Source organism: Streptomyces sp. NPDC042102 (assembly GCF_055582305.1).
Genome location: NZ_JBVJDL010000006.1, coordinates 124,092 through 143,786 on the forward strand (window position 1 = coordinate 124,092; position 19,695 = coordinate 143,786).

20 protein-coding genes are annotated in these 19,695 nt (G+C 72.6%); 9 read left to right on the plus strand and 11 right to left on the minus strand.

From position 1 onward, the window contains the following. Positions 1–2: 2 nt before the first annotated feature. The 4 genes from ACZ6KO_RS24790 (at position 3) to ACZ6KO_RS24805 (ending at position 4,072) form a co-directional block, all read left to right on the plus strand. The gene (locus tag ACZ6KO_RS24790; RefSeq protein ID WP_469306351.1) at positions 3–1,286 is read left to right on the plus strand and encodes an NAD(P)-binding domain-containing protein; all 1,284 of its coding nucleotides are present in this window, start codon (positions 3–5) and stop codon (positions 1,284–1,286) included. 12 nt (positions 1,287–1,298) lie between these two features. After that, the gene (locus ACZ6KO_RS24795; RefSeq protein WP_469306190.1) at positions 1,299–1,760 is read left to right on the plus strand and encodes a hypothetical protein; all 462 of its coding nucleotides are present in this window, start codon (positions 1,299–1,301) and stop codon (positions 1,758–1,760) included. Positions 1,761–1,772: 12 nt separating this feature from the next. Beyond that, positions 1,773–3,854, plus strand: a complete 2,082-nt coding sequence (locus ACZ6KO_RS24800; RefSeq protein WP_469306191.1) for a SpoIIE family protein phosphatase — start codon at positions 1,773–1,775, stop codon at positions 3,852–3,854. Between the two features lie 74 nt (positions 3,855–3,928). After that, the gene (locus ACZ6KO_RS24805) at positions 3,929–4,072 is read left to right on the plus strand and encodes a hypothetical protein (protein WP_401453115.1); all 144 of its coding nucleotides are present in this window, start codon (positions 3,929–3,931) and stop codon (positions 4,070–4,072) included. 65 nt (positions 4,073–4,137) lie between these two features. On the opposite strand, the gene ACZ6KO_RS24810 is transcribed toward ACZ6KO_RS24805, so the two are convergent. Further along, on the minus strand, positions 4,138–4,584 hold the full coding sequence (locus ACZ6KO_RS24810) for a DUF6299 family protein (RefSeq protein ID WP_469306192.1): 447 nt from the start codon (positions 4,582–4,584) through the stop codon (positions 4,138–4,140). Positions 4,585–4,740: 156 nt separating this feature from the next. Here ACZ6KO_RS24810 and ACZ6KO_RS24815 point away from each other — a divergent pair, with 156 nt between their 5' ends. Together ACZ6KO_RS24815 and ACZ6KO_RS24820 are read left to right on the plus strand one after the other, a co-directional pair. Beyond that, positions 4,741–5,439, plus strand: coding sequence for a DUF4352 domain-containing protein (locus ACZ6KO_RS24815; protein ID WP_469306193.1), 699 nt, complete (start codon positions 4,741–4,743; stop codon positions 5,437–5,439). A gap of 57 nt (positions 5,440–5,496) precedes the next feature. Further along, positions 5,497–5,991: a DUF5949 family protein gene (locus tag ACZ6KO_RS24820; RefSeq protein ID WP_469306194.1), complete on the plus strand. Its 495-nt coding sequence runs from the start codon at positions 5,497–5,499 to the stop codon at positions 5,989–5,991. A 130-nt stretch (positions 5,992–6,121) separates the two neighbouring features. On the opposite strand, the gene ACZ6KO_RS24825 is transcribed toward ACZ6KO_RS24820, so the two are convergent. After that, positions 6,122–7,387 (minus strand): cytochrome P450, encoded by a 1,266-nt coding sequence (locus ACZ6KO_RS24825; RefSeq protein ID WP_469306195.1) that lies wholly within the window; start codon positions 7,385–7,387, stop codon positions 6,122–6,124. Then, positions 7,384–8,568 carry a low temperature requirement protein A gene (locus tag ACZ6KO_RS24830; RefSeq protein ID WP_469306196.1) on the minus strand — a complete coding sequence of 395 codons (1,185 nt, stop codon included), beginning with the start codon at positions 8,566–8,568 and terminating at the stop codon, positions 7,384–7,386. The genes ACZ6KO_RS24825 and ACZ6KO_RS24830 overlap by 4 nt, the downstream gene beginning before the upstream one ends. Before the next feature lie 130 nt (positions 8,569–8,698). Between ACZ6KO_RS24830 and ACZ6KO_RS24835 the strand changes: the two genes are divergently transcribed. Further along, a complete protein-coding gene (locus tag ACZ6KO_RS24835) occupies positions 8,699–8,899 on the plus strand; it encodes a hypothetical protein (RefSeq protein ID WP_469306197.1) in 201 nt (66 codons plus the stop codon). Between the two features lie 26 nt (positions 8,900–8,925). Here ACZ6KO_RS24835 and mscL read toward each other — a convergent pair whose 3' ends face one another. Then, positions 8,926–9,417 carry a large conductance mechanosensitive channel protein MscL gene (gene mscL, locus ACZ6KO_RS24840; protein ID WP_469306198.1) on the minus strand — a complete coding sequence of 164 codons (492 nt, stop codon included), beginning with the start codon at positions 9,415–9,417 and terminating at the stop codon, positions 8,926–8,928. Between the two features lie 123 nt (positions 9,418–9,540). Continuing rightward, the gene (locus ACZ6KO_RS24845; RefSeq protein WP_469306199.1) at positions 9,541–9,987 is read right to left on the minus strand and encodes a hypothetical protein; all 447 of its coding nucleotides are present in this window, start codon (positions 9,985–9,987) and stop codon (positions 9,541–9,543) included. A 256-nt stretch (positions 9,988–10,243) separates the two neighbouring features. Between ACZ6KO_RS24845 and ACZ6KO_RS24850 the strand changes: the two genes are divergently transcribed. Then, positions 10,244–10,765 (plus strand): GNAT family N-acetyltransferase, encoded by a 522-nt coding sequence (locus tag ACZ6KO_RS24850; protein ID WP_469306200.1) that lies wholly within the window; start codon positions 10,244–10,246, stop codon positions 10,763–10,765. Between the two features lie 3 nt (positions 10,766–10,768). Here ACZ6KO_RS24850 and ACZ6KO_RS24855 read toward each other — a convergent pair whose 3' ends face one another. From ACZ6KO_RS24855 to ACZ6KO_RS24875, 5 genes are all read right to left on the minus strand, one after another. Next, entirely contained in the window at positions 10,769–11,134 is a 366-nt protein-coding gene (locus ACZ6KO_RS24855; protein ID WP_401453096.1) for a hypothetical protein, read from the minus strand. Positions 11,135–11,280: 146 nt separating this feature from the next. Further along, the gene (locus ACZ6KO_RS24860) at positions 11,281–12,114 is read right to left on the minus strand and encodes an S-methyl-5'-thioadenosine phosphorylase (protein ID WP_469306201.1); all 834 of its coding nucleotides are present in this window, start codon (positions 12,112–12,114) and stop codon (positions 11,281–11,283) included. Positions 12,115–12,200: 86 nt separating this feature from the next. Further along, a complete protein-coding gene (locus tag ACZ6KO_RS24865) occupies positions 12,201–12,506 on the minus strand; it encodes an FmdB family zinc ribbon protein (protein WP_469306202.1) in 306 nt (101 codons plus the stop codon). Between the two features lie 68 nt (positions 12,507–12,574). Then, positions 12,575–13,882, minus strand: a complete 1,308-nt coding sequence (locus ACZ6KO_RS24870) for an MFS transporter (RefSeq protein WP_469306352.1) — start codon at positions 13,880–13,882, stop codon at positions 12,575–12,577. Between the two features lie 534 nt (positions 13,883–14,416). Continuing rightward, positions 14,417–15,919, minus strand: coding sequence for a potassium/proton antiporter (locus ACZ6KO_RS24875; protein WP_469306353.1), 1,503 nt, complete (start codon positions 15,917–15,919; stop codon positions 14,417–14,419). A 214-nt stretch (positions 15,920–16,133) separates the two neighbouring features. On the opposite strand from ACZ6KO_RS24875, the gene ACZ6KO_RS24880 reads away from it, so the two are divergent. After that, a complete protein-coding gene (locus ACZ6KO_RS24880) occupies positions 16,134–19,019 on the plus strand; it encodes a penicillin acylase family protein (protein WP_469306203.1) in 2,886 nt (961 codons plus the stop codon). Here ACZ6KO_RS24880 and ACZ6KO_RS24885 read toward each other — a convergent pair. Next, a complete protein-coding gene (locus tag ACZ6KO_RS24885; RefSeq protein ID WP_469306204.1) occupies positions 19,003–19,629 on the minus strand; it encodes a 5-formyltetrahydrofolate cyclo-ligase in 627 nt (208 codons plus the stop codon). The two genes, ACZ6KO_RS24880 and ACZ6KO_RS24885, sit on opposite strands and share 17 nt — an antisense overlap. Positions 19,630–19,695 lie beyond the last annotated feature (66 nt).

Genomic DNA, 19,695 nt, shown 5'->3' on the forward strand with positions numbered 1-19,695 from the left:
GCATGGACGATCTCGTCGTGGTCGGCGCCGGCCCGTACGGTCTGTCGATCGCCGCGCACGCGGCGGCGGCCGGGCTGGACGTCCGCGTACTGGGGCGCCCGATGGCCTCCTGGCGGGACCACATGCCCGAGGGGATGTTCCTCAAGTCCGAGCCGTGGTCCTCGAACCTGTCCGCGCCCGACGGCCGCCACGGCCTCCACGAGTACTGCCGCACCGTGGGGACGGCCGCCGAGCACGGCCGGCCGCTGCCGATCGGAGCGTTCAGCGACTACGGCCTCTGGTTCGCCCACCGGGCCTGCCCCGCGGTGGAGGAGGTGACGGTCACTCACGTCTCGCCGCAGGGGGAGGGGTTCCGGATCACCACCGATCAGGGCCCGCCCCTGCTGGCGCGCACCGTCGCGCTCGCCGTGGGCGTGATGCCCTTCGTCAACCACCCCGAGGCCCTGCGCGGCCTGCCGCCGGGCCACTTCTCGCACAGCAGCGGCCACCGGGACCTGGGCCGGTTCGCCGGCCAGGACGTCGCCGTGCTCGGCGCCGGGCAGGCGGCTCTGGAGACCGCCGCCCTGCTCGCCGAGTCCGGCGCCCGGCCCTGCCTGGTCGCGCGGCGCGCCAGGCTCAACTGGAACACCGTTCCGCAGCCCCTGGACCGCCCCCTGCTGCGGGCCCTGCGCGCGCCGCACGGCGGTCTGGGGACCGGCTGGCGCAGCTGGGCGTGGGCGGAGCTGCCCTGGGCGGTGCGCCGCCTGCCGGCGGCGACCAGGGAGCGGATCGCGGCCACCGCGCTCGGCCCGGCCGGCGCCTGGTGGCTGCGGGAGCGGTTCGAACACCGGGTGCCGGCCCTGCTCGGGCACCGGCTGCACCGGGCGGTGCCCGCCGGCGACCGGACCAGGCTGGGGCTGACCAGCCCCGCCGGGGAGTGCGTGGTCCTCGACGTCGCCCATGTCATCGCGGCCACCGGCTTCACCCCCGACCTGGAGCGCCTGGGCCTGCTCGACGCCGGGCTGCGGGCCGCGCTGCGGACGGTCGGGGGCAGCCGTACGCCGGAGCTGAGCCCCTGCTTCGAGTCGTCCTGGCCGGGACTGTTCTTCGCCGGGCTGCTGACGGCTCCCTCATTCGGCCCTTCCATGCGATTCGTACACGGTGCGGGCTTCGCTGCGGGGAGACTGGTGAGAGGAGTCCGAAGGCGCCTCGGCGCGCGGGGCCCGCTCGCGGGTTCCACCGGCGCCGGTGCCGTCCCGCGGGACGGTGGCCCGGTCGCCGGGCGGCCGACGACGTATCTGCGGTGAGAGGGGTCCGCGATGAGCTCGGAGCGAGCACAGGGCCGGGGCTGGGTGCGCATTCCCGCCAGCCGCGCGGAGGCGCCGCCGGCGGCTCCGGCACCACCGCACGGCCGGCCGGGACCGTACGGCCGGCCCGGTGAGTACGAGCAGCAGGACCAGTACGGGCGGCAGGACCAGTACGGGCAGCCGGACCAGTACGGCCGGCCGGCCCCGTACGGGGGGCCCGGTCCCTACGGGAACCAAGCGCCCCCGGCGGATCCGCCGGCCCCGCCCCCGCCCCCGCCGTACCCGGCCCCGCAGGCCCCGTACGCCGCCCGGCCGCCGTACGCACCACCGGCCCCGCCCGCCCCGTACGCCGAGCCGGCCCCGATCTACCTGTCCCTCCTCAAGCGCTGGCGGGAGGCCGGACGCACCCTCCCCGGGCATCCTGACGAGGAGTGGGAGCGGCTGGTCTCCCGGCCGTGCTGGCCCGGCCGTTAGGTGGTGAGGCGCGTGGAAGAGGATCCCGGAGCGCGCGGCGCGCCCCGGGCGACCGGCCCCGGGGAGCGTCTCGCGCTGAACGGCATGGGCTCCTTCGAGTGGGACCTGGACGCCGGGACCCTCGACATCGACCCGGCCGGCATGGTGGTCTTCGACCTGGAGCCGCAGGAGTTCGACGGCACCCCCGAGGGGCTGGGCCTGCGCGTGCCGGCGGAGGACACCGTACGGCTGAGCGAGACGGTGCTGGCGGCGCTGGACGCGGGCGAGGACACCTTCGGCTCGTACTTCACGGTGCGCCGGCGCGACGGCAAGGAACAGTGGACCCACGCCCAGGGCCGGATCCTGCGCGACCAGCAGGCCCGGCGGCGGCGGATCGTGGGCATCGTGCGGGACGCGACCGCCGAGCTGGCCCACTCGACCCTGCTGCGCAAGCTGGAGGCGGCCCGCGCCAAGCAGACCACGATCGTGCAGCGGACCACGGAGGCGCTCTCGCGGGCGGTGACGGTCGACGACGTGACCGCCGCCCTGACGGGGGCGGGCGCGCTGGAGCGGCTGGGCGCGGACGGGCTGGCGCTGGGCCTGGTCGAGAACGGCACCATGAAGATCATTGCGCTGAGCGGGGAGTCGCTGGAGATCCTCAGCGAGCGCAAGTTCACGCGGATGGACGGCTCGCTGCCGCTCTCCCACGCGGTCATCACCCGCAAGGCCCGCTTCACCACCTCGCTGCGGGCGCTCGCCGACGAATTCCCGCTGCTGGGCCCGTACCTGCGGCGGATCCGCTTCGACGCGGCCGCCTACCTGCCGCTGATCGCGCAGGCGCAGGCGATCGGCGGGCTGGTGCTCTTCTACCGGCGGCGCACCGAGTTCAGCCCGGAGGAGCGCAACCTGTGCCTGGGCCTGGCGGGCATCGTGGCGCAGTCGCTCCAGCGGGCGCTGCTGTTCGACCAGGAACGGGAGTTCGCGACCGGCCTGCAGGCCGCGATGCTGCCCCGCCGGATCCCGGACATCACCGGCGGTGAGATCGCGGTCCGCTACCACTCGGCGTGGAGCGGCCGGGAGGTCGGCGGGGACTGGTACGACGTGATCGCCCTGCCCCGGGACCGGGTGGGCATCGTGGTCGGCGACGTCCAGGGCCACGACACCCACGCGGCGGCGATCATGGGCCAGTTGCGGATCGCGCTGCGCGCGTACGCGGGCGAGGGGCACCCGCCCTCGACGGTGCTGGCGCGGGCCTCGCGCTTCCTGGCGGAGCTGGACACCGAACGGTTCGCCACCTGCACGTACGCCCAGGTCGACCTGGAGACGGGCGGGGTACGGGCGGTGCGCGCGGGGCACCTGGGGCCGCTGATCCGGCACACGGACGGCCGAACCGGCTGGCCGAACCTGCGCGGCGGCCTGCCGCTGGGGCTGGCCTCGGTCTTCGAGCAGGAGGACTTCCCCGAGACCCGGCTGGACCTGGTGCCGGGCGAGACGCTCGTGCTGTGCACGGACGGACTCGTGGAGGAACCGGCGGCCTCGATCACGGCGGGCATGGAGGCGCTGGCCCACGCGGTGCGCAGCGGCCCCCAGGAGGCGGGCGCGCTCGCCGACCACCTGCTGGACCGGCTCTGGGAGCGCTGGGGCTCCGGTGACGACGTGGCCCTGCTGGTGCTGCGGCGCGCCCCGGACCCGGGCACCCACCGCGCGCCGCGCATCCACCAGTACATCCATCAGGCCGACCCCGAGGGGCTCTCCGAGGCGCGGTTCGCGCTGCGTCAGGCCCTGCGCGACTGGGGCGTGCCGGAGCTCGCCGACGACGTCGAGCTGGCGGCCGGCGAACTCCTGGTCAACGCCCTGCTGCACACCGACGGTGGGGCGGTGCTGACGATGGAGGTGCTGCCCGAACCGGTCCGCCGGATCAGGCTGTGGGTCAAGGACCGCTCCAGCGTGTGGCCGCGCCGGCGCTCGCCGGGCGAGGCGGCGACCACGGGCCGCGGGCTGCTGCTGGTGGACGCGCTGGCCTCGCACTGGGGCGTGGAGTCGCGCGGCGACGGCAAGGCGGTGTGGTGCGAGTTCAACGCGCCCGCGGAGGGCGCGGGCCCGGGGTTCGAGTAGCCGTTCGCGCACATCGGGCTCATGATGCGGCGTATGAAACGGAATCAGCCGTGCGGGGGCTGAGCAAGGGAGCCGTGACCGGGCTCCTCGCTCTTCTGCTGCTGGCCGCCGGCGTGCCGACGGTCGTGGACTGGACGACCGGGCGCCCGCACACCGACCCCGGGTGCCAGACGGTGGCGTTCATGTCGGTGGTCGGTGTGGCGCCGGAGTGCCGGTAGCGGCGGCTACCGTCACGCGGGGGACGACGGGTGCGCGGTGCGCGGCCCGGTCGGTGGCGGCCCGGTCAGTGGTGGACGGGCTTCAGCACGATGTTGCGGTGCTGCTCCGCGAGGTAGGACACGCGGACGTTGAAGGGGGAGCTGCCCAGCGTCGCGCGCTGCAGGCGCACCTCGGCGCCGGCCGGGCCGGGCTGGATGGCCCGGGCCCACTTCAGCGAGCCGGTCGCCGACCACTTGCGCTGGTTGCCGTCGCAGACGGCCTCCTCGCCGCCGAAACCGAGGCGGGTGCCGTCCTGGGCGAGGGTGGCCTGGATCTGTACCCCATGGGGTGACGCCGGGTCGCAGCGGTAGGTGCCGTAGAGGGTGACGGTGCCTTCGTCCGAGATATGGCCGTACGGCAGTACGGAAATCTCATTGCCAAAGGCGCCGGCGCCCGCGGGAGAGCTGAATACCGTGGCCGCGGCCAGCGCGGACAGCGCTGTCACCATCAGCCGGCGGGGGGAAATGCGCATGAATCCTCCGGGGGTGCTGTGGCGGTGGAAATCCGCCGGAACGAATTGTGCTGGTCATCCGGCGGTATCTCGATGCGCGCGCTCGTGTCGTTGGGTGCAATTGCCCGCTCGGCCGCGTGAGACTGGCCGGAATCTGTCCCCCTGAAGGGATCCGTCATGCGCCAGTCCGCCGCCCGCCCCGCTTCCGCTCCCGCCGCTCCCGCCGCTCTGCCGGTCCGTCCCGCTCCCGCCGGCTCCCGCCGCGCCGGGGGTCCCGTGCTCCCCGCCCGCCTCCGCCTCGGGTTCCGTCTGGCCCTGGTGCCGCTGCTGCTGCTCGGCGCCGCCGCCTGCTCCGACGCCTCCGAGGGCGCGGCCCTCGCCCCCGCCGCCGTGCCGGCCGTACCCGTCGACGACGGGGCGCCCGGCGCGGACGACGAACCGGTGCGGGCCGGCGGCGCGGCGAAGGACGCCCATGTGGGCGAGGTCGTACGGGTGCACGGCGCCCAGGTGGGGCGGCATCTGCAGGTCCTGCTGAGCGCGTACGTCGACCCGGCGGTCAGCCTGGACAAGGACTACGCCCCGCCGGCCGGCAAGCGCTGGGTGGGTGCCGGAATGTCGTTCGTCAACGTGGGCGGTGCGACGTACGGCTCCCTCGGGAAGATGTGGGCGCTGGACAGCGAGGGCAAGCGCTATCCCTCGATCGCCACCGGCGAGCTGACGACCGGCAAACCACTCGTCTTCGATTCCCTCTCGGTGGGTGACCGGGCCGAGGGCTGGGTGGTGTTCGAAATTCCGGAAAACGTGTCGATCGTACGCCTCCAGTATCAGGACGCGAACATGCAGGCGAATTCCGGAGAGGGATTCTGGGCGGTCTAGCCCGCCCGGGTGAAAGGCCGGGAAAGGGCCGGGGGAAAGGCGGCTAGGGTGCGGCGCATGACTTCAACTCACGTCGATCTCGACCTGTCCCGGCTCGGCACCCTTTCGGTGCTCGCCTGGATCGGCGACCCCGAGGACGGGCACGACATCCCGTATCTCCTCGCCTATACCCTCGGTGACGGCTCGCAGGGCCGTGAGGCCGGCGAGGAGGCCGCCTGCAGTCTGCTGGGGGAGCTCGGGCTGCCGATCGGTGACGTGGTCCTCGACGGCACCCGCAACCCCCACGCCTTCCCGGTGAAGGTCCTGGTCGAGGGGGATCAGATCGCGCTCACCCTGCCCGGCCTCAACGCCCGGTGCACCGCCCCGCCGGAGTGGGTCACCGCGGCCTTCGACAGTGAGCAGGTGTACTTCCTGTTCGCCACGCGCGCCTGGCCGGAGGCCGTGCCCGGGCAGCCGGTGAGCGCGGAGGCCCTGCAGGCGTTCGTGGGCGACGAAGAGGTCCTCAACGGCTGCGCCCACGCGGTGCTCCAGGTCCAGCGCCTGCAGAAGTAGCCGTTCCTGCGCCGTGTGCCGTGCGCGCCCCGCGCCGTGCGCCGCGCAGATCGCGCCGGGGGACCGCTCCGGCCGCCGGGCTCCCAGCCTGCCCGGTGGCCGGTCCGCCCCGGCCGCTCTCACATGAAGGTCACTCGAACGCGAACTTCAGCGAGCGGACCCGGTTGTCGAAGTTCGAGCCCGCCAGGTCCGGCAGGCCCACCGCGCGCAGTTCGCGCGGGCGGGAGAGCAGCTCGCGAAAGAGCGCCTTCATCTCCACCCGGGCCAGGTGCGCGCCCAGGCAGAAGTGCGGGCCGCCGCCGCCGAAGCCCAGGTGCGGGTTGGGGGAGCGGGTGATGTCGAAGGCGTCGGGGTCGGGGAAGACGGCCTCGTCGCGGTTGGCGGAGGCGTAGTAGAGGACCACCTTGTCGCCCGGGACGAAGGTCCGCCCGCCCAGGGTGTGTTCGGCCCGCACCGTCCGGCGGAACTGGATGATCGGCGTCGAGTGCCGGATCATCTCGTCGACCGCGCCGTCCGCGTACGCCTCGAAGTCCGAGAGCAGCAGCTCGCGCTGGTCCGGGTGGTCGGTCAGCAGGGCCAGCCCGTGCGTGATCGCGTTCCGGGTGGTCTCCACGCCCGCCACCATCAGCAGCGCGAAGAACGCGCCGAGCTGGCGGGCCCCCAGCGCCTGGCCGCCCACGTCGGCGGTGACCAGCGCCGAGATCAGGTCGTCGGCGGGGTTGCGGCGCCGCTCGCGCCCGATGCCCGCGACCATCCGCTGCATCCTGGCCAGGGCGCGCAGGCCGCGCCCGGGGATCCGCAGCCGGGCGCCCAGGCCCCGCTCGACGCCGATGTTCTCGGAGGCGTGGTTGACGCGGTCGGCGATCTCGGGCCGGTAGTGCTCCGGGATGCCCATCATGTTGCAGATGACCTCCAGGGGCAGCCGGGAGGCGACCGCGGTGACGAACTCGTCGGGCCGCCGCGCGAGCACGTCGTCGACGATCCGTGCGGCCACCGCGTGGATGTCGGCCTCGGCGGCGGCGAGCAGGCGGGGGGTGAAGGCCCGCTGCACGATCTTGCGCAGCTGGGCGTGGTCGGAGCCGTCGAGGTTGACCATCGAGTCCCCGAACAGCGCCCGCACCCAGCGGGCCGGCTCCGGCGTGGTCACCCCGGGCGCGCTGGCGAAGACCTTCGGGTTGCGGCTGGCCTCCTGGACGTCGGCGTACCGCACCAGGGCCCAGTGCCCGCGCTCGGGCCGGCGCCGGCCCGCGGGGCGCTCACGGAAGTACTGCGGTCCCTCCAGCGCCCGCAGCCGCGCGAAGGCCGCCAGCCGGTCCTCCGGGGGGAGCTGCCAGAAAGCCGGGTCGGCCAGGTTCGCGCCCGCGGGGCCGCCGTACCGCTGTGCCGGGAACGTCATGGCCGTACTCCCTCGTGCGTGGTCGCCTGACGAACAGAACGCGTGCGGTGCGTCAAGGTCACGCCCACCGCCACCGTCGCGGCGGCCACCAGCCCCGCCCACAGCACCGCGAGCGACCCGGTCCAGGCGCAGGCCAGGATCACCAGCGACGCCACCGGCAGCACCAGCTGCTGGGCCATGCCCCGCTTGAAGTGGCGGGAGTGCAGCAGCCAGACGAACGCCAGGAACAGCGCGGCGGGCACCGTCACGGACAGGCTCGCCGCCAGCGTCGAGATGTGGGCCTTGCCGACCGCCTGCTCGACCGCGACCTCGATGCCCGCCCCGATGGCCGCCGCCGAGGCGAAGATCACGAAGTGCCCGTAACCCCAGGGGATGGCCTCGCGGTTGCCGCGCAGCCGGTCGTGCGCGGGGACGGCGAAGTAGATCCACCAGGCCGCGAAGACCAGCAGCAGCCCGCCCGCCGCGATCGGCAGCAGCAGGTCCAGCGCCTCGTGCTCGTCCAGCGCCGACTGCACGGCGACGGTGCTGGCCGCGATGGTCTCGCCGAGCACGATGATCGTGAACAGCCCGTACCGCTCGGCGATGTGGTGCGGGTGCCACTGCGTCTGGTAGCCGTGCTCGGCGATCACCGGGACCATCAGCTCGGCCACCACCAGGACCAGGAAGAGCCACCGGCGGCTGCTCTCGGGAGCGGCGAGCAGCCCCACCCAGCCGATCTGGCAGATCACCAGCCCGGCGGCGTACGTCAGGGCGCAGCGCCGGGCGGCGCCCTGCTCCCCGGCGGCCGCCCGCAGCCACTGCGCGGTCAGCGCGAGCCGCATCACCACGTAACCGAGGACCGCGACCGTCCAGTCGTTGTCGTTGAACGCGCGCGGGATTCCGGCCGAGTAGATGAGCACGCCCGCGATCGTCACCAGGGTCGCCAGCCGGTAGGGCACGTCGTCGATGTCGTACGCGGAGGCGAACCAGGTGAAATTCATCCACGCCCACCACACGCCGAAGAACACGAACAAGTAGCCCGTGACGCCCGCGGCCACATGATCCTCGGCGAGCGCGTGCACCAGCTGCCGGCCGGCCTGTGCGACGGCCACCACGAAACAGAGGTCGAAGAACAGCTCGAGCGGGGTCGCGGCCCGGTGGGCCTCGTCCCGGCTGCGCGCGGTCATCGGTACGTATGCCATACCGCCCAGCAGATCACCGCCCGCCGCGAGCGGCGGGGCAGGCGCGCGGCCACCACGGGCGGGTACCCCCACCGGCGCAGCAGCGACCGCGCGGGGTCGGGCACGGTGGGGCCCGCCGTACCCTGGAGGTATGAGTACCGCCCCCGCCCCCGGTCCGCAGTCGCCGAAGCCCGGCGCCCAGCCGATGCCCAAGCTGGACTTCGGCGACCCGCTGGACCAGCAGTCCGCGGACGACACGGACCGGGGATGGGGCGAGCGGCCGACGACGACCGGCGACAGCGCCGCCGACCTCGCGCGCTTCCTCGACGAGAAGCCGCCCCACCACCTGTAGAGCCGGACAGGCCCTGGCCCGCCGGGCTAGACCGGGGCGTCGGTGCGGCCGCCGCTGTGCTCGCCGCCCCGCTGGGCCGCCAGCAGGTCGCGGATCTCCTTGAGCACCTCCAGCTCGGTGATCACCATGGTCTCCTGCACGCCTTCCCTGGCCTTGCGGCGCGCCTCCTGCCGGGCCAGGTACTTCGCCATCGGCAGCACCATCAGGAAGTAGACGACGGCCGCCGTGATCACGAAGGTGAGGGTGGCGCTGAGCACCGAACCCCACAGGATCGGGACGCCGGTGACGACGTCGCCCGCCTCGTTCGTCCGGCAGGGGGCCTTCAGGCAGGACTGGTACTTGTTCAGGTCCTTGGTACCGATGGCGCCGACGAGCGGGCTGATGATTCCCTTCACCAGGGAGTTCACGATGTTCGTGAACGCGGCGCCGATGACGACGGCCACCGCCAGGTCCACCACGTTCCCCCGCATCAGGAACGCCTTGAACCCCGCCAGCACGCTCTCCTTCTTCTCCGTCAACGGTCAGCCTCTCTCTTCGGATCACGGACGTGGAGTCAACGGTTCCGAAAGCTACGGCAGTCCGGGTGCGTGCTGTCCAATCGAGGCACGCGATCAGCCGACTTGACGGGTCGTTCGTGCGCATCAGCACAACGCCACCGCCAGCCGGGTCAGGGCCCCCGTGCCCACGAGTGCCCGCGCCGTATCGCGCGGCACCGACAGCACCACCAGCGCGCCACCGTCCTCATCTCCCCCGTCCGCGCCGGGCACTTCGGCCACCCGGGCCGCCGCGGCCACCACGCGCGGCGGTCCGTCCCGCTCGGCCGCGACCACGTCGACCCGGTCACCGGGCCGCAGCAGCCGGACCGTCGCCGCGTCCGCGATCCGCACCGGTGCGGACACCAGCCGCTCGGGCGGTGCGGCCCGGACGGCCCGGCGCGGCGGATCGCCCCGCGACGCCTGCGCCTCGGCGCCGCCCACGGCCAGCGCGGCCGCCGCCATCACCATCCCGGCGGCCGCCACCCGCCGCCTGCGCCGCAGCGCCCTGCGCAGCCGCCCGCCGCCGCGCCCCACCCGCAGCGGAGGGAACACCGGCACCACCCGCGCGGGCGGACACGTGGTCGACGACGCCGATGACACCGACGACGCCGATGACACCGACGGCACTGACGGCACGTGCTGAGAAGAAGCGTCGAACACTTCCCCCACCCCCCTCGTGAGAACCTCCCGACCTGTTCGGGACGCTCCCCACGATCCGCCGTCCCCCGCGCTCCCGCTCGGCCCTGTGGACAATCCCCAGCCTGTGGACAACCTCCCGTCGCCCCCGGGAGCGGGCAGGATGGGTGTCATGACCGAGATCTTCACCCCCCGTCTCCTGCTCCGCCGCTGGCAGGAGGACGACCTCACCTCCCTGTCGGAGATCAACGCCGACCCCGCCGTCATGCGCTGGACCGGCGACGGCTCGCCGCGCGACCTGGACCAGACCGCCGAGGACATCGAGCGGTACGAGGAGGAGTGGGACGAGGAGGGCTTCGGCCTGTTCGCGGTCGAATTGCTGGGCACCGGCGAACTGGTCGGCTTCACCGGTCTGACCGTCCCCGAGTTCCTGCCGGAGGCCGCGCTCGCCTTCCGCCTGGGCCGTTCCTTCTGGGGTCAGGGCTACGCCTCCGAGGCCGCCCACGCCAGCCTGGAGTTCGCCCTCCAGGACCGTGGCCTGGACCGGGTGATCAGCATCTGCCGCGAGGGCGACTCGGCCGCCGAGAACGTCCTGCACAAGCTGGGGATGACCCTGGACCGGGAAATGGCCGACCCCGTCCACCGGTATCCGCTGCGGGTCCACGCGATCGACCTCACGGAGTACCAGGGCTGACGCTCAGGCCGCGTCGAGCGGGGAGCCGTCCGGCGGGCCCGGGTCGGGGCCGTCGCCCCGGTGGCGGGTGACGACGTACGACAGGGCCCGGGTGACCAGCTGCCCGCTGGGGAGCCGGACCTGGGAGCGCTCCAGGTGGCCGTACGACTCCAGCTCGTCGAGCGCGGCCGCGATGTTGTGCCGGCCGTCCGGGAAGCGCCGCGCCAGGCCTCTGGCGCTGACGTGCGCGCCGCCCGGCAGCGACCGGATGTGCGCGTCGAGGGTCCGCGCGAGGGGCGAGAGGCCGTCGTCCTGGAAGGAGGCGTCGCCGCGCGCGAGGCCGGGCCGGCCCCCCGCGCGTGCGGGCGTCTGAGGTCGCTGCAGGGCCATGGGGAAGCGGCACTTCCTTGGGGCGGGAGGGGGTGGGTGCCGTGAGCATATGACCCCTTCGGCGCAGGTGATCCCTCCCGCGGCCCTGATGTACCCGTGTGAGTTACGGTGCCGCGGCGTGAGTCACGGTGCCGCGGCGCAGCCCCTCACGGCAGCTCGATGCCGAGGTCCCAGCCGTCGTGCGCGTGGGTGCACAGGCAGTCGCGGGCCTCCGTCGCCGGGAGCCCCGCCACCGCCTCGAAGAGCACCTCGCGCAGTCGGCCGACGTTCTCGCCGAAGACCTTGAGGACCTCGGTGTGGGAGACGCCCTCACCGGTCTCGGCACCCGCGTCGAGGTCGGTGACCAGGGCCATCGACGTGTAGCACAGGCCCAGCTCGCGGGCGAGGATCGCCTCCGGGTGGCCCGTCATGCCGACCACGGACCAGCCCATCGCCGCGTGCCACTGCGACTCGGCGCGGGTGGAGAAGCGCGGGCCCTCGATGACGACCATCGTGCCGCCGTCGACCGGCTCCCAGGAGCGGGCGCGGGCCGCCGCGACCGCGACGGTGCGGCCCACCGGGCAGTACGGGTCGGCGAAGGTGGTGTGGACGACGTTCGGAACGGTGCCGTCCGGCAGCGGGTAGCCGTCGAAGAAGGTCGCGGTACGGGCCTTCGTACGGTCGACCAGCTGGTCGGGGACGAGCAGCGTGCCGGGGCCGAACTCCGCGCGCAGCCCGCCCACCGCGCAGGGACCGAGCACCTGGCGCACGCCGAGGGAGCGCAGCGCCCACAGGTTGGCCCGGTAGTTGATCCGGTGCGGGGGCAGGTGGTGGCCGCGGCCGTGGCGGGGGAGGAAGGCGACCTGGCGGCCGGCGAGCTCGCCGACGTACAGGGAGTCACTGGGAGGCCCGTAGGGCGTCTCCACCTGGATCTCGGAGACGTCCTCCAGGAAGGAGTAGAAGCCCGAACCGCCGATTACGCCGATCTCTGCGTTCACCATGGGTGACACCCTAACCAAGGCATGCGGGAAGGCCCCGCCCCCCGGCGAGGGGGAGCGGGGCCTTCCGATACGGCGTGGGAGTGCGCTCAGGCAGCGGGGGTGCTGCTGCCCGACGAGGACGTCGAGGACGACGCCGCCGGGGCGGCCGCGGAGGCCGGCGCCGAGCTGGAGGCCGCGGGCTTCGAGGACGAGGCCGGCGTGCTGCTGGACGACGAGCCGCGGCTGTCGTTCCGGTAGAAGCCGGAGCCCTTGAAGACGATGCCGACCGCCGAGAACACCTTCTTCAGGCGTCCCTGGCAGCTCGGGCACTCGGTCAGAGCGTCATCCGTGAACTTCTGCACGGCCTCGAGGCCCTCACCGCACGCGGTGCACTGGTACTGGTAGGTCGGCACGAATCTTCCTCCTGGCACTCTGACTCAATGAGTGCTAACGACGCTCCATGGTGACGTATTCCGGCGGATCAGTCCACCGTCACCGGCACTCGGTGACCGATGCCACGCTCGCCGCGTGCCGCCATCGGGGCCTGCGCGGACGTACCGGCGGACGCGGCGGGGGCCGTGGCGGGGGAGGCCGCGGCGGCCGACGTGACGACCCGGCTCGCGGCCTTCGGCGCCAGCTTCGCCCGCAGCGCCACCACGGTCACCAGCGCGAGCACGGTGGCCGCCAGCGGCACCAGGAAGCCCGCGGTGGAGCCGTGGGCGTCGGTCAGCCGGCCGGCCACGACCACGGCGGTGGCCTGGCCGAAGGCGACCGCACCGGTCAGCCAGGTGAAGGCCTCGGTACGGGAGGCGGCCGGGACCAGCGCCTCGATCATCGTGTAGCCGGTGATCAGGGCCGGGGCGATGCACAGACCCACGACCAGGCCGAGCGCGGCCAGCAGGACCATCGAGTCGGCGGTCCACAGCAGCGAGGCGGCCACGGTCAGGCCGGTGTAGCCCAGGAGCAGCCGGCGGCGCGGGCCGATCTTCCAGACGATGGCGCCGCAGGCGATGCCCGCGATCATGTTGCCGGCGGCGAAGACGCCGTACAGCAGACCGTTGGCGCCCGGGTTGCCGATCTCGTTCGAGAACGCGGCCAGCGAGACCTGCATGCCGCCGAAGACGGCGCCGATGCCGAGGAAGGCGGCGATCAGGACGCGCAGCCCCGGGAAGGACAGCGCCGAGGCGTGCTTCTCACCGGCGACGGCCGCGACGTGCGGCTGGGGCTGGGTGGCGCGCTGGGCCGCGAAGACCAGGCCGCCGAGGACCGTCAGCGCGGCCTCGGTGATCAGACCGGCGGCCGGGTGGACGCCGGTGCACAGCGCGGTCGCCAGGACCGGGCCGACGACGAAGGTGAACTCGTCGGTGACGGACTCGAAGGCGGCGGCCGTCGGCAGCAGCGGCGAGCCTTCCAGCTTGGCGGCCCAGCGGGCCCGGACCATCGGACCGACCTGCGGCACCGAGGCACCGGCGGGTACGGCGGCCAGCGCGAGTGCCCAGACCGGCGCGCCCATCAGGGCGAACGTGGTCAGCGCGGCCACGGCGGCGCCGTGCGCGAGGGCGACGGGGACCAGGACGGCGCTCTGGCCGTGCCGGTCGGTGAGACGGCCCATCACGGGGGCGGAGAGGGCCATCGAGACACCGGTGACGGCGGCGACGATGCCGGCGCTGCCGTAGGAACCGGTGGTGTGCTGCACGAGCAGCAGGATGCTGATGGTCAGCATGCCGAACGGAAGGCGGGCGGCGAATCCGGGCAGGAGGAAGCCGAGGGCGCCGGGGGTACGGAGCAGCTGCCCGTAACCGGGGCGAGAGGAGTTCTCGGACGTGTGCGACTTCTGCGACTTCTGGGACTGCTCGGGCGCTTCCTTCGCGCCGTTCTCGGTCGTGACCGCGGATGTCACGGCCTTGCCTTTCCGCCACCTGGTAGAGCGTCCCCGTCTGCGGTCGGCGCGCGGTGCCTCGTGGGCGGGCGCACCCGTACGTAATGGGAGCTCCGAGAGCTGTCCTCTTGCGCAGGACCGAGTGATACCAGGTGACGCCCAGTGCGGGGGAGCCACGGCCGCCGAGCGGTCGCGCCAGCTCTGCGTCAGGCAGAGTTGGTTCGTTTGTGGTGTGCCTTCATGCTACAGGGAAAGGGGTGCGTACGCCCTGTGATTGTGCTGACAAGGCGTGTCTTCACCTAGGATTAACGGGAGCTTCGTCTCTCGCGGCCCGGGAAATCGTGGCAAACAGGCCAAAAAAGCACCGAAAATGGCCGTATTAGAGCGCCGCTCTAACCCCTTACCGCCGGTTCCGGCGGGTTCGATCGCCTCCCGGGCCCCCGGCTACCGCGCCGTCCCGTCCGTCCCCAGCCACCCGGCCAGCTTGCCGCCGCGCGCCACCGCCCGCAGCCGCGCCTCCGCCGCGTCCCGCACCGGATCCGTCGCCACCACCAGCAGCTCGTCCCCCCGCCGCAGCACGGTCGAGGGCGCCGGTACGAAGCTCTTGCCGTCCCGGACCACCAGCGTCACCGAGGCCCCGCCCGGCAGCCGCAGCTCGCTGACCTCCACGCCGTGCATCCGCGAGCCGTCGGGTATCGCGAACGACAGCAGGTGCCCGCGCAGCTTCTCCAGCGGCGCCGACTCGATCCCGAGGTCCGCGGGCGCGTCCGCCGGGCCGCCGAGCTCCAGCTTCCGCGCCAGCCACGGCAGGGTCGGCCCCTGCACCAGGGTGTAGACGACGACCAGGACGAAGACGATGTTGAAGACCCGTTCACTGCCCTCGATGCCCGACACCATCGGGATCGTGGCCAGGATGATGGGCACCGCGCCGCGCAGGCCCGCCCACGACATCAGGGCCTGCTCCTGCCAGGGCAGCCGGAAGGGCAGCAGGCTGATGAAGACCTCCAGCGGCCGCGCCACCATCGTCAGCACCAGGCCGATGACCACGGCCGGCCAGAAGTCGTTGACCAGCTCGTGCGGGGTCACCAGCAGGCCCAGCAGCACGAACATCCCGATCTGCGCCATCCAGCCCAGACCGTCCGCGAAACCCCTGGTCGCGGGCCAGTGCGGCAGCTTCGCGTTGCCCATCACCATGGCCGCCAGATAGACGGCGAGGAAGCCGGAGCCGTGCGCGATCGCGCCCGCCGCGTATGCCGAGACGGCGATGGCCATGACGGCGATCGGGTACAGGCCGGAGGCGGGCAGGGCCACGTGCCGCAGCCCGTACGAGCCCAGGAAGCCGACCGCGAGGCCGATGGCCGCGCCGATCGCCAGCTCCAGGGCGATCTTGCCGATGAGGACGTACCACTCGTCGACCGGGCCGAGTGTGGAGAAGGACACGACCAGGATGACCACCGGGGCGTCGTTGAAGCCGGACTCGGCCTCCAGGACACCGGTCACCCGGGCCGGCAGCGGCACCTTGCGCAGGACCGAGAAGACGGCGGCGGCGTCCGTGGAGGAGACGACCGCGCCGATGAGCAGGGCCTGTCTCCACTCGAGTCCGACCAGGTAATGGGCTCCTGCCGCGGTCACGCCCACGCTGATGGCGACGCCGACCAGCGAGAGCGTGATCGCGGCGGGCAGTGCCGGCCGGATCTCCTTCCACTTCGTCCCCAGACCGCCCTCGGCGAGGATCACGACCAGCGCCGCGTACCCGATGACCTGCGTGAGTTCCGCGTTGTCGAAGACGACGTTGCCGATGCCGTCCTGGCCTATCGCGACGCCTATGCCGAGGTAGACGAGCAGGCTGGGGAGGCCGCTGCGTGAAGAGATGCGTACCGCCGCGACGGCGACGAGCAGCACGAGCGAGCAGACCAGCAGGAGCTCATTGAGCTGGTGGACACTCAGCGGGCGGTCCTTTCCCCGGGGTGCCGGCCGGATCGTTCCTCCGGCGGCAAGTACTTCGTTACCTTACCTAATCTTTGACGATTCCTTGACGTGATAGTCACATTGTGAAACGCCTGTTCGGTCTTGTGCCTGACACCGCGTCCGAACAGGTAGGGCGCTGCGCCTATGGTTGCTCCCAGCACTCAGGACCCACCCTGCCGCTCTAAGGACAGCGATGCCCGCCAACGAATCCGCCCCTTCCGCCAAGAAGAAGGGACGACGCGCCCGTCTGATCGTGCTCACCCTGGTGCTGGCGCTCGTCGCGGGCCTCGGCTACGGGGCGTACTGGAGCGTGGACAGCGTCCGCGCCTCCTTCCCGCAGACGACCGGCACCCTGAAGATCCCGGGCCTTTCCGCGCCCGTGGACGTCAAACGCGACGCCCACGGCATTCCGCAGCTCTACGCCGACTCCGACGAGGACCTCTTCCGCGCGCAGGGCTTCGTGCACGCGCAGGACCGGTTCTGGGAGATGGACGTACGACGTCACATGACCTCCGGCCGGCTCTCCGAGATGTTCGGTTCCGGCCAGGTCGAGACCGACGCCTTCCTGCGCACCCTCGGCTGGCGCCACGTGGCGCAGACCGAGTACGACACCAAGCTCTCGCCCGAGACGAAGAAGTTCCTGCAGGCTTACGCCGACGGGGTCAACGCCTACCTCAAGGGCAAGTCCGGCAAGGACCTGTCCGTGGAGCACGCGGCCCTGAAGCTGACCGAGGACTACCAGCCGGAGGCCTGGTCCCCGGTCGACTCGGTGGCCTGGCTCAAGGCGATGGCCTGGGACCTGCGCGGCAACATGCAGGACGAGATCGACCGGGCGCTGATGCAGGGCAAGCTCAGCCAGCAGCAGATCGACGAGCTCTACCCGCCGTACCCCTTCGACCGGAACAAGCCGGTCACCGAGAACGGCAAGGTCCAGGGCGGGGCGTACGTCCCCCAGGGCACCGGCGGCACCGGTACGGGCGGAACCGGAACCGGCACCGGCGGCACGGGCTCCGGCACCGGCGGTAACGGCGCCGGCGGGACCGGCACTGGCGGGACCGGCACCGGCACCGGCACCGGGTCGAACCCGGCCACCAACGGCGCCCGCGGCGCCGCCGTCTCCCCCACCGCCCAGGGCGCCACCGAGCCCCTGAAGACCAAGCTCACGGCCCTGGCCAACACCCTCGACAAGATCCCGGCGCTGCTCGGCCCGAACGGCAGCGGCATCGGTTCGAACTCGTGGGTGATCTCCGGCAAGTACACGACCACCGGCAAGCCCCTGCTGGCCAACGACCCGCACCTGTCCCCGCAGCTGCCGTCCCTCTGGTACCAGATGGGCCTGCACTGCCGGACGGTCGGCAAGGGCTGCACCTTCGGCGTGGCCGGCTACACCTTCTCCGGCATGCCCGGCGTGGTCATCGGCCACAACGGCGACATCGCCTGGGGCATGACCAACCTCGGCGCCGACGTCACCGACCTCTACCTGGAGCAGGTCCGGCCCGAGGGCTACGTCTACGACAACAGGGTGCTCCCCTTCACCACCCGTGAAGAGGTCATCAAGGTCGCCGGCGAGGGCGAGAAGAAGATCACCGTGCGGACCACGAACAACGGTCCGCTGGTCTCCGACCGCAACGAGCAGCTCGACGCGGTCGGCACCCGTGCCCCCGTCGCCAGCTCCGCCCCCGACCGCGGTGAGGGCTACGCCGTCGCCCTGCGCTGGACGGCGCTCGACCCGGGCAAGTCGATGGACGCGGTGTTCAAGCTCAACCGCGCGAAGACCTTCCCCGAGTTCCGGGCGGCCGCGGCCGAGTTCGACGTGCCCTCGCAGAACCTGATCTACGCCGACGGCAAGGGCCCGAACGGCGGCAACGTCGGCTACCAGGCCCCCGGCCGCATCCCGATCCGCAACCAGGGCGACGGCCGCATGCCCGCCCCGGGCTGGGACTCCAAGTTCGCCTGGAAGGGCGGCACGGACGGCAACGCCGGCTACATCCCGCAGAACGAGATGCCCTGGGAGCTCAACCCCACCCGCGGCTACATCGTCACCGCCAACCAGGCGGTCGTGGAGTCCGGCCCGGGCAAGTACCCGTACCTGCTGACCACCGACTGGGGCTACGGCGCCCGCAGCCAGCGGATCAACGACCTCATCGAGGCGAAGGTCAAGGACGGCGGCAAGATCTCGACCGACGACATGCGGACCATGCAGATGGACAACAGCAGCGAGATCGCCGCGCTGCTGACCCCGATGCTGTCGAAGATCCAGATCAGCGACCCGAACGTGCGTTCCGCGCAGAAGCTGCTCGACGGCTGGAACTACACGCAGGAGCCCGACTCGGCGGCGGCCGCGTACTTCAACGCGGTCTGGCGCAACATCCTCAAGCTGTCCTTCGGCGACAAGATGCCCAAGGAGCTGCGGGTCGAGGGCAGCTGCCTGAACGTCCACGACGAGAGCTCCGGCCCGAACGACGACCTGTCCAAGGTGGTCCGCGAGTGCGGCCAGCGCGACTCCGACTCCGCGCAGCCGGACGGCGGCGACCGCTGGTTCGAGGTGGTCCGCCGCCTGGTCAAGGACGAGAAGTCGGCCTGGTGGGCCACGCCCGCGGCCCGCAACCAGCCGGCCACCACCACCCGTGACGAGCTGTTCGCGCGGGCCATGAAGGACGCCCGCTGGGAGCTGACCGCCAAGCTCGGCAAGGACCCCGCCGACTGGAGCTGGGGCCGCCTGCACCAGCTGATGCTCAAGAACCAGACCATCGGCACCGAGGGCCCCGGCTTCATGCAGTGGCTGCTCAACCGGGGTCCCTGGAACGTGGGCGGCGGCGAGGCCACGGTCAACGCCACCGGCTGGAACGCGGCCGGCGGCTACGGGGTCACCTGGGTGCCGTCGATGCGGATGGTCGTGAACCTCAACGACCTGGACAAGTCCCGCTGGATCAACCTGACCGGCGCCAGCGGGCACGCGTACCACTCCCACTACACGGACCAGACCGACATGTGGGCCAAGGGCGAGCTCCTGGAGTGGCCCTTCGGCAAGGAGGCGGTCGACAAGGCGACGGTGGACACGCTCACGCTGAAGCCGTAGGCGCCCGCCCGCCGAACCGGCGCACCCCCGACGGGGTCGCCACAGCCTGCACGGGGTGGTCGTGCGGTTCCTCCGGGACCCGCGCGACCACCTCGTGGTCGTAGAGGAGCACCACCAGCGCGGGGTGGGCGCCGGCTTTCCGGAGCCGCTCCAGGACCCGGTCGTAGCTGCCGCCGCCGCGGCCCAGCCGCATCCCGCGCCCGTCCACCGCCAGGCCCGGCAGCAGGACCGCGTCGGCGCCCGTCACCGCCCGCGGCCCCAGCCGCAGGCCCGCCGGCTCCAGCAGCCGCATCTTCCCCGGGTGCGCCGTCTCGGCGAGCGAGCCCGGTCCGTCGTACGGCGCCCAGTCCAGATCGTTGTCGGGCAGCAGGACGGGCAGCAGGACGCGCGTCCCCCGCCGGCGCAGGGCGTCCAGCAGGTCCCGCGTGCCCGGCTCGGCGCCCACCGAGACGTACGCCGCGACGGTGCCCGCGCCCGCCAGCTCGGGCAGCTCCAGGGCCCGGCGGGCCAGCGCCACGGCGGCGTCGGCGGTCTCCTGAGGGGACAACGCCCTGCGGGCGGCGAGCAGTTCGCGGCGCAACCGCGCCTTGGCGGTCGGGTTCTCTTCCACGGTGACCTCAGAAATCCTTCCCTATATGCACGTAAACGGATGAAAACACCGGAACCAGGGATTCAC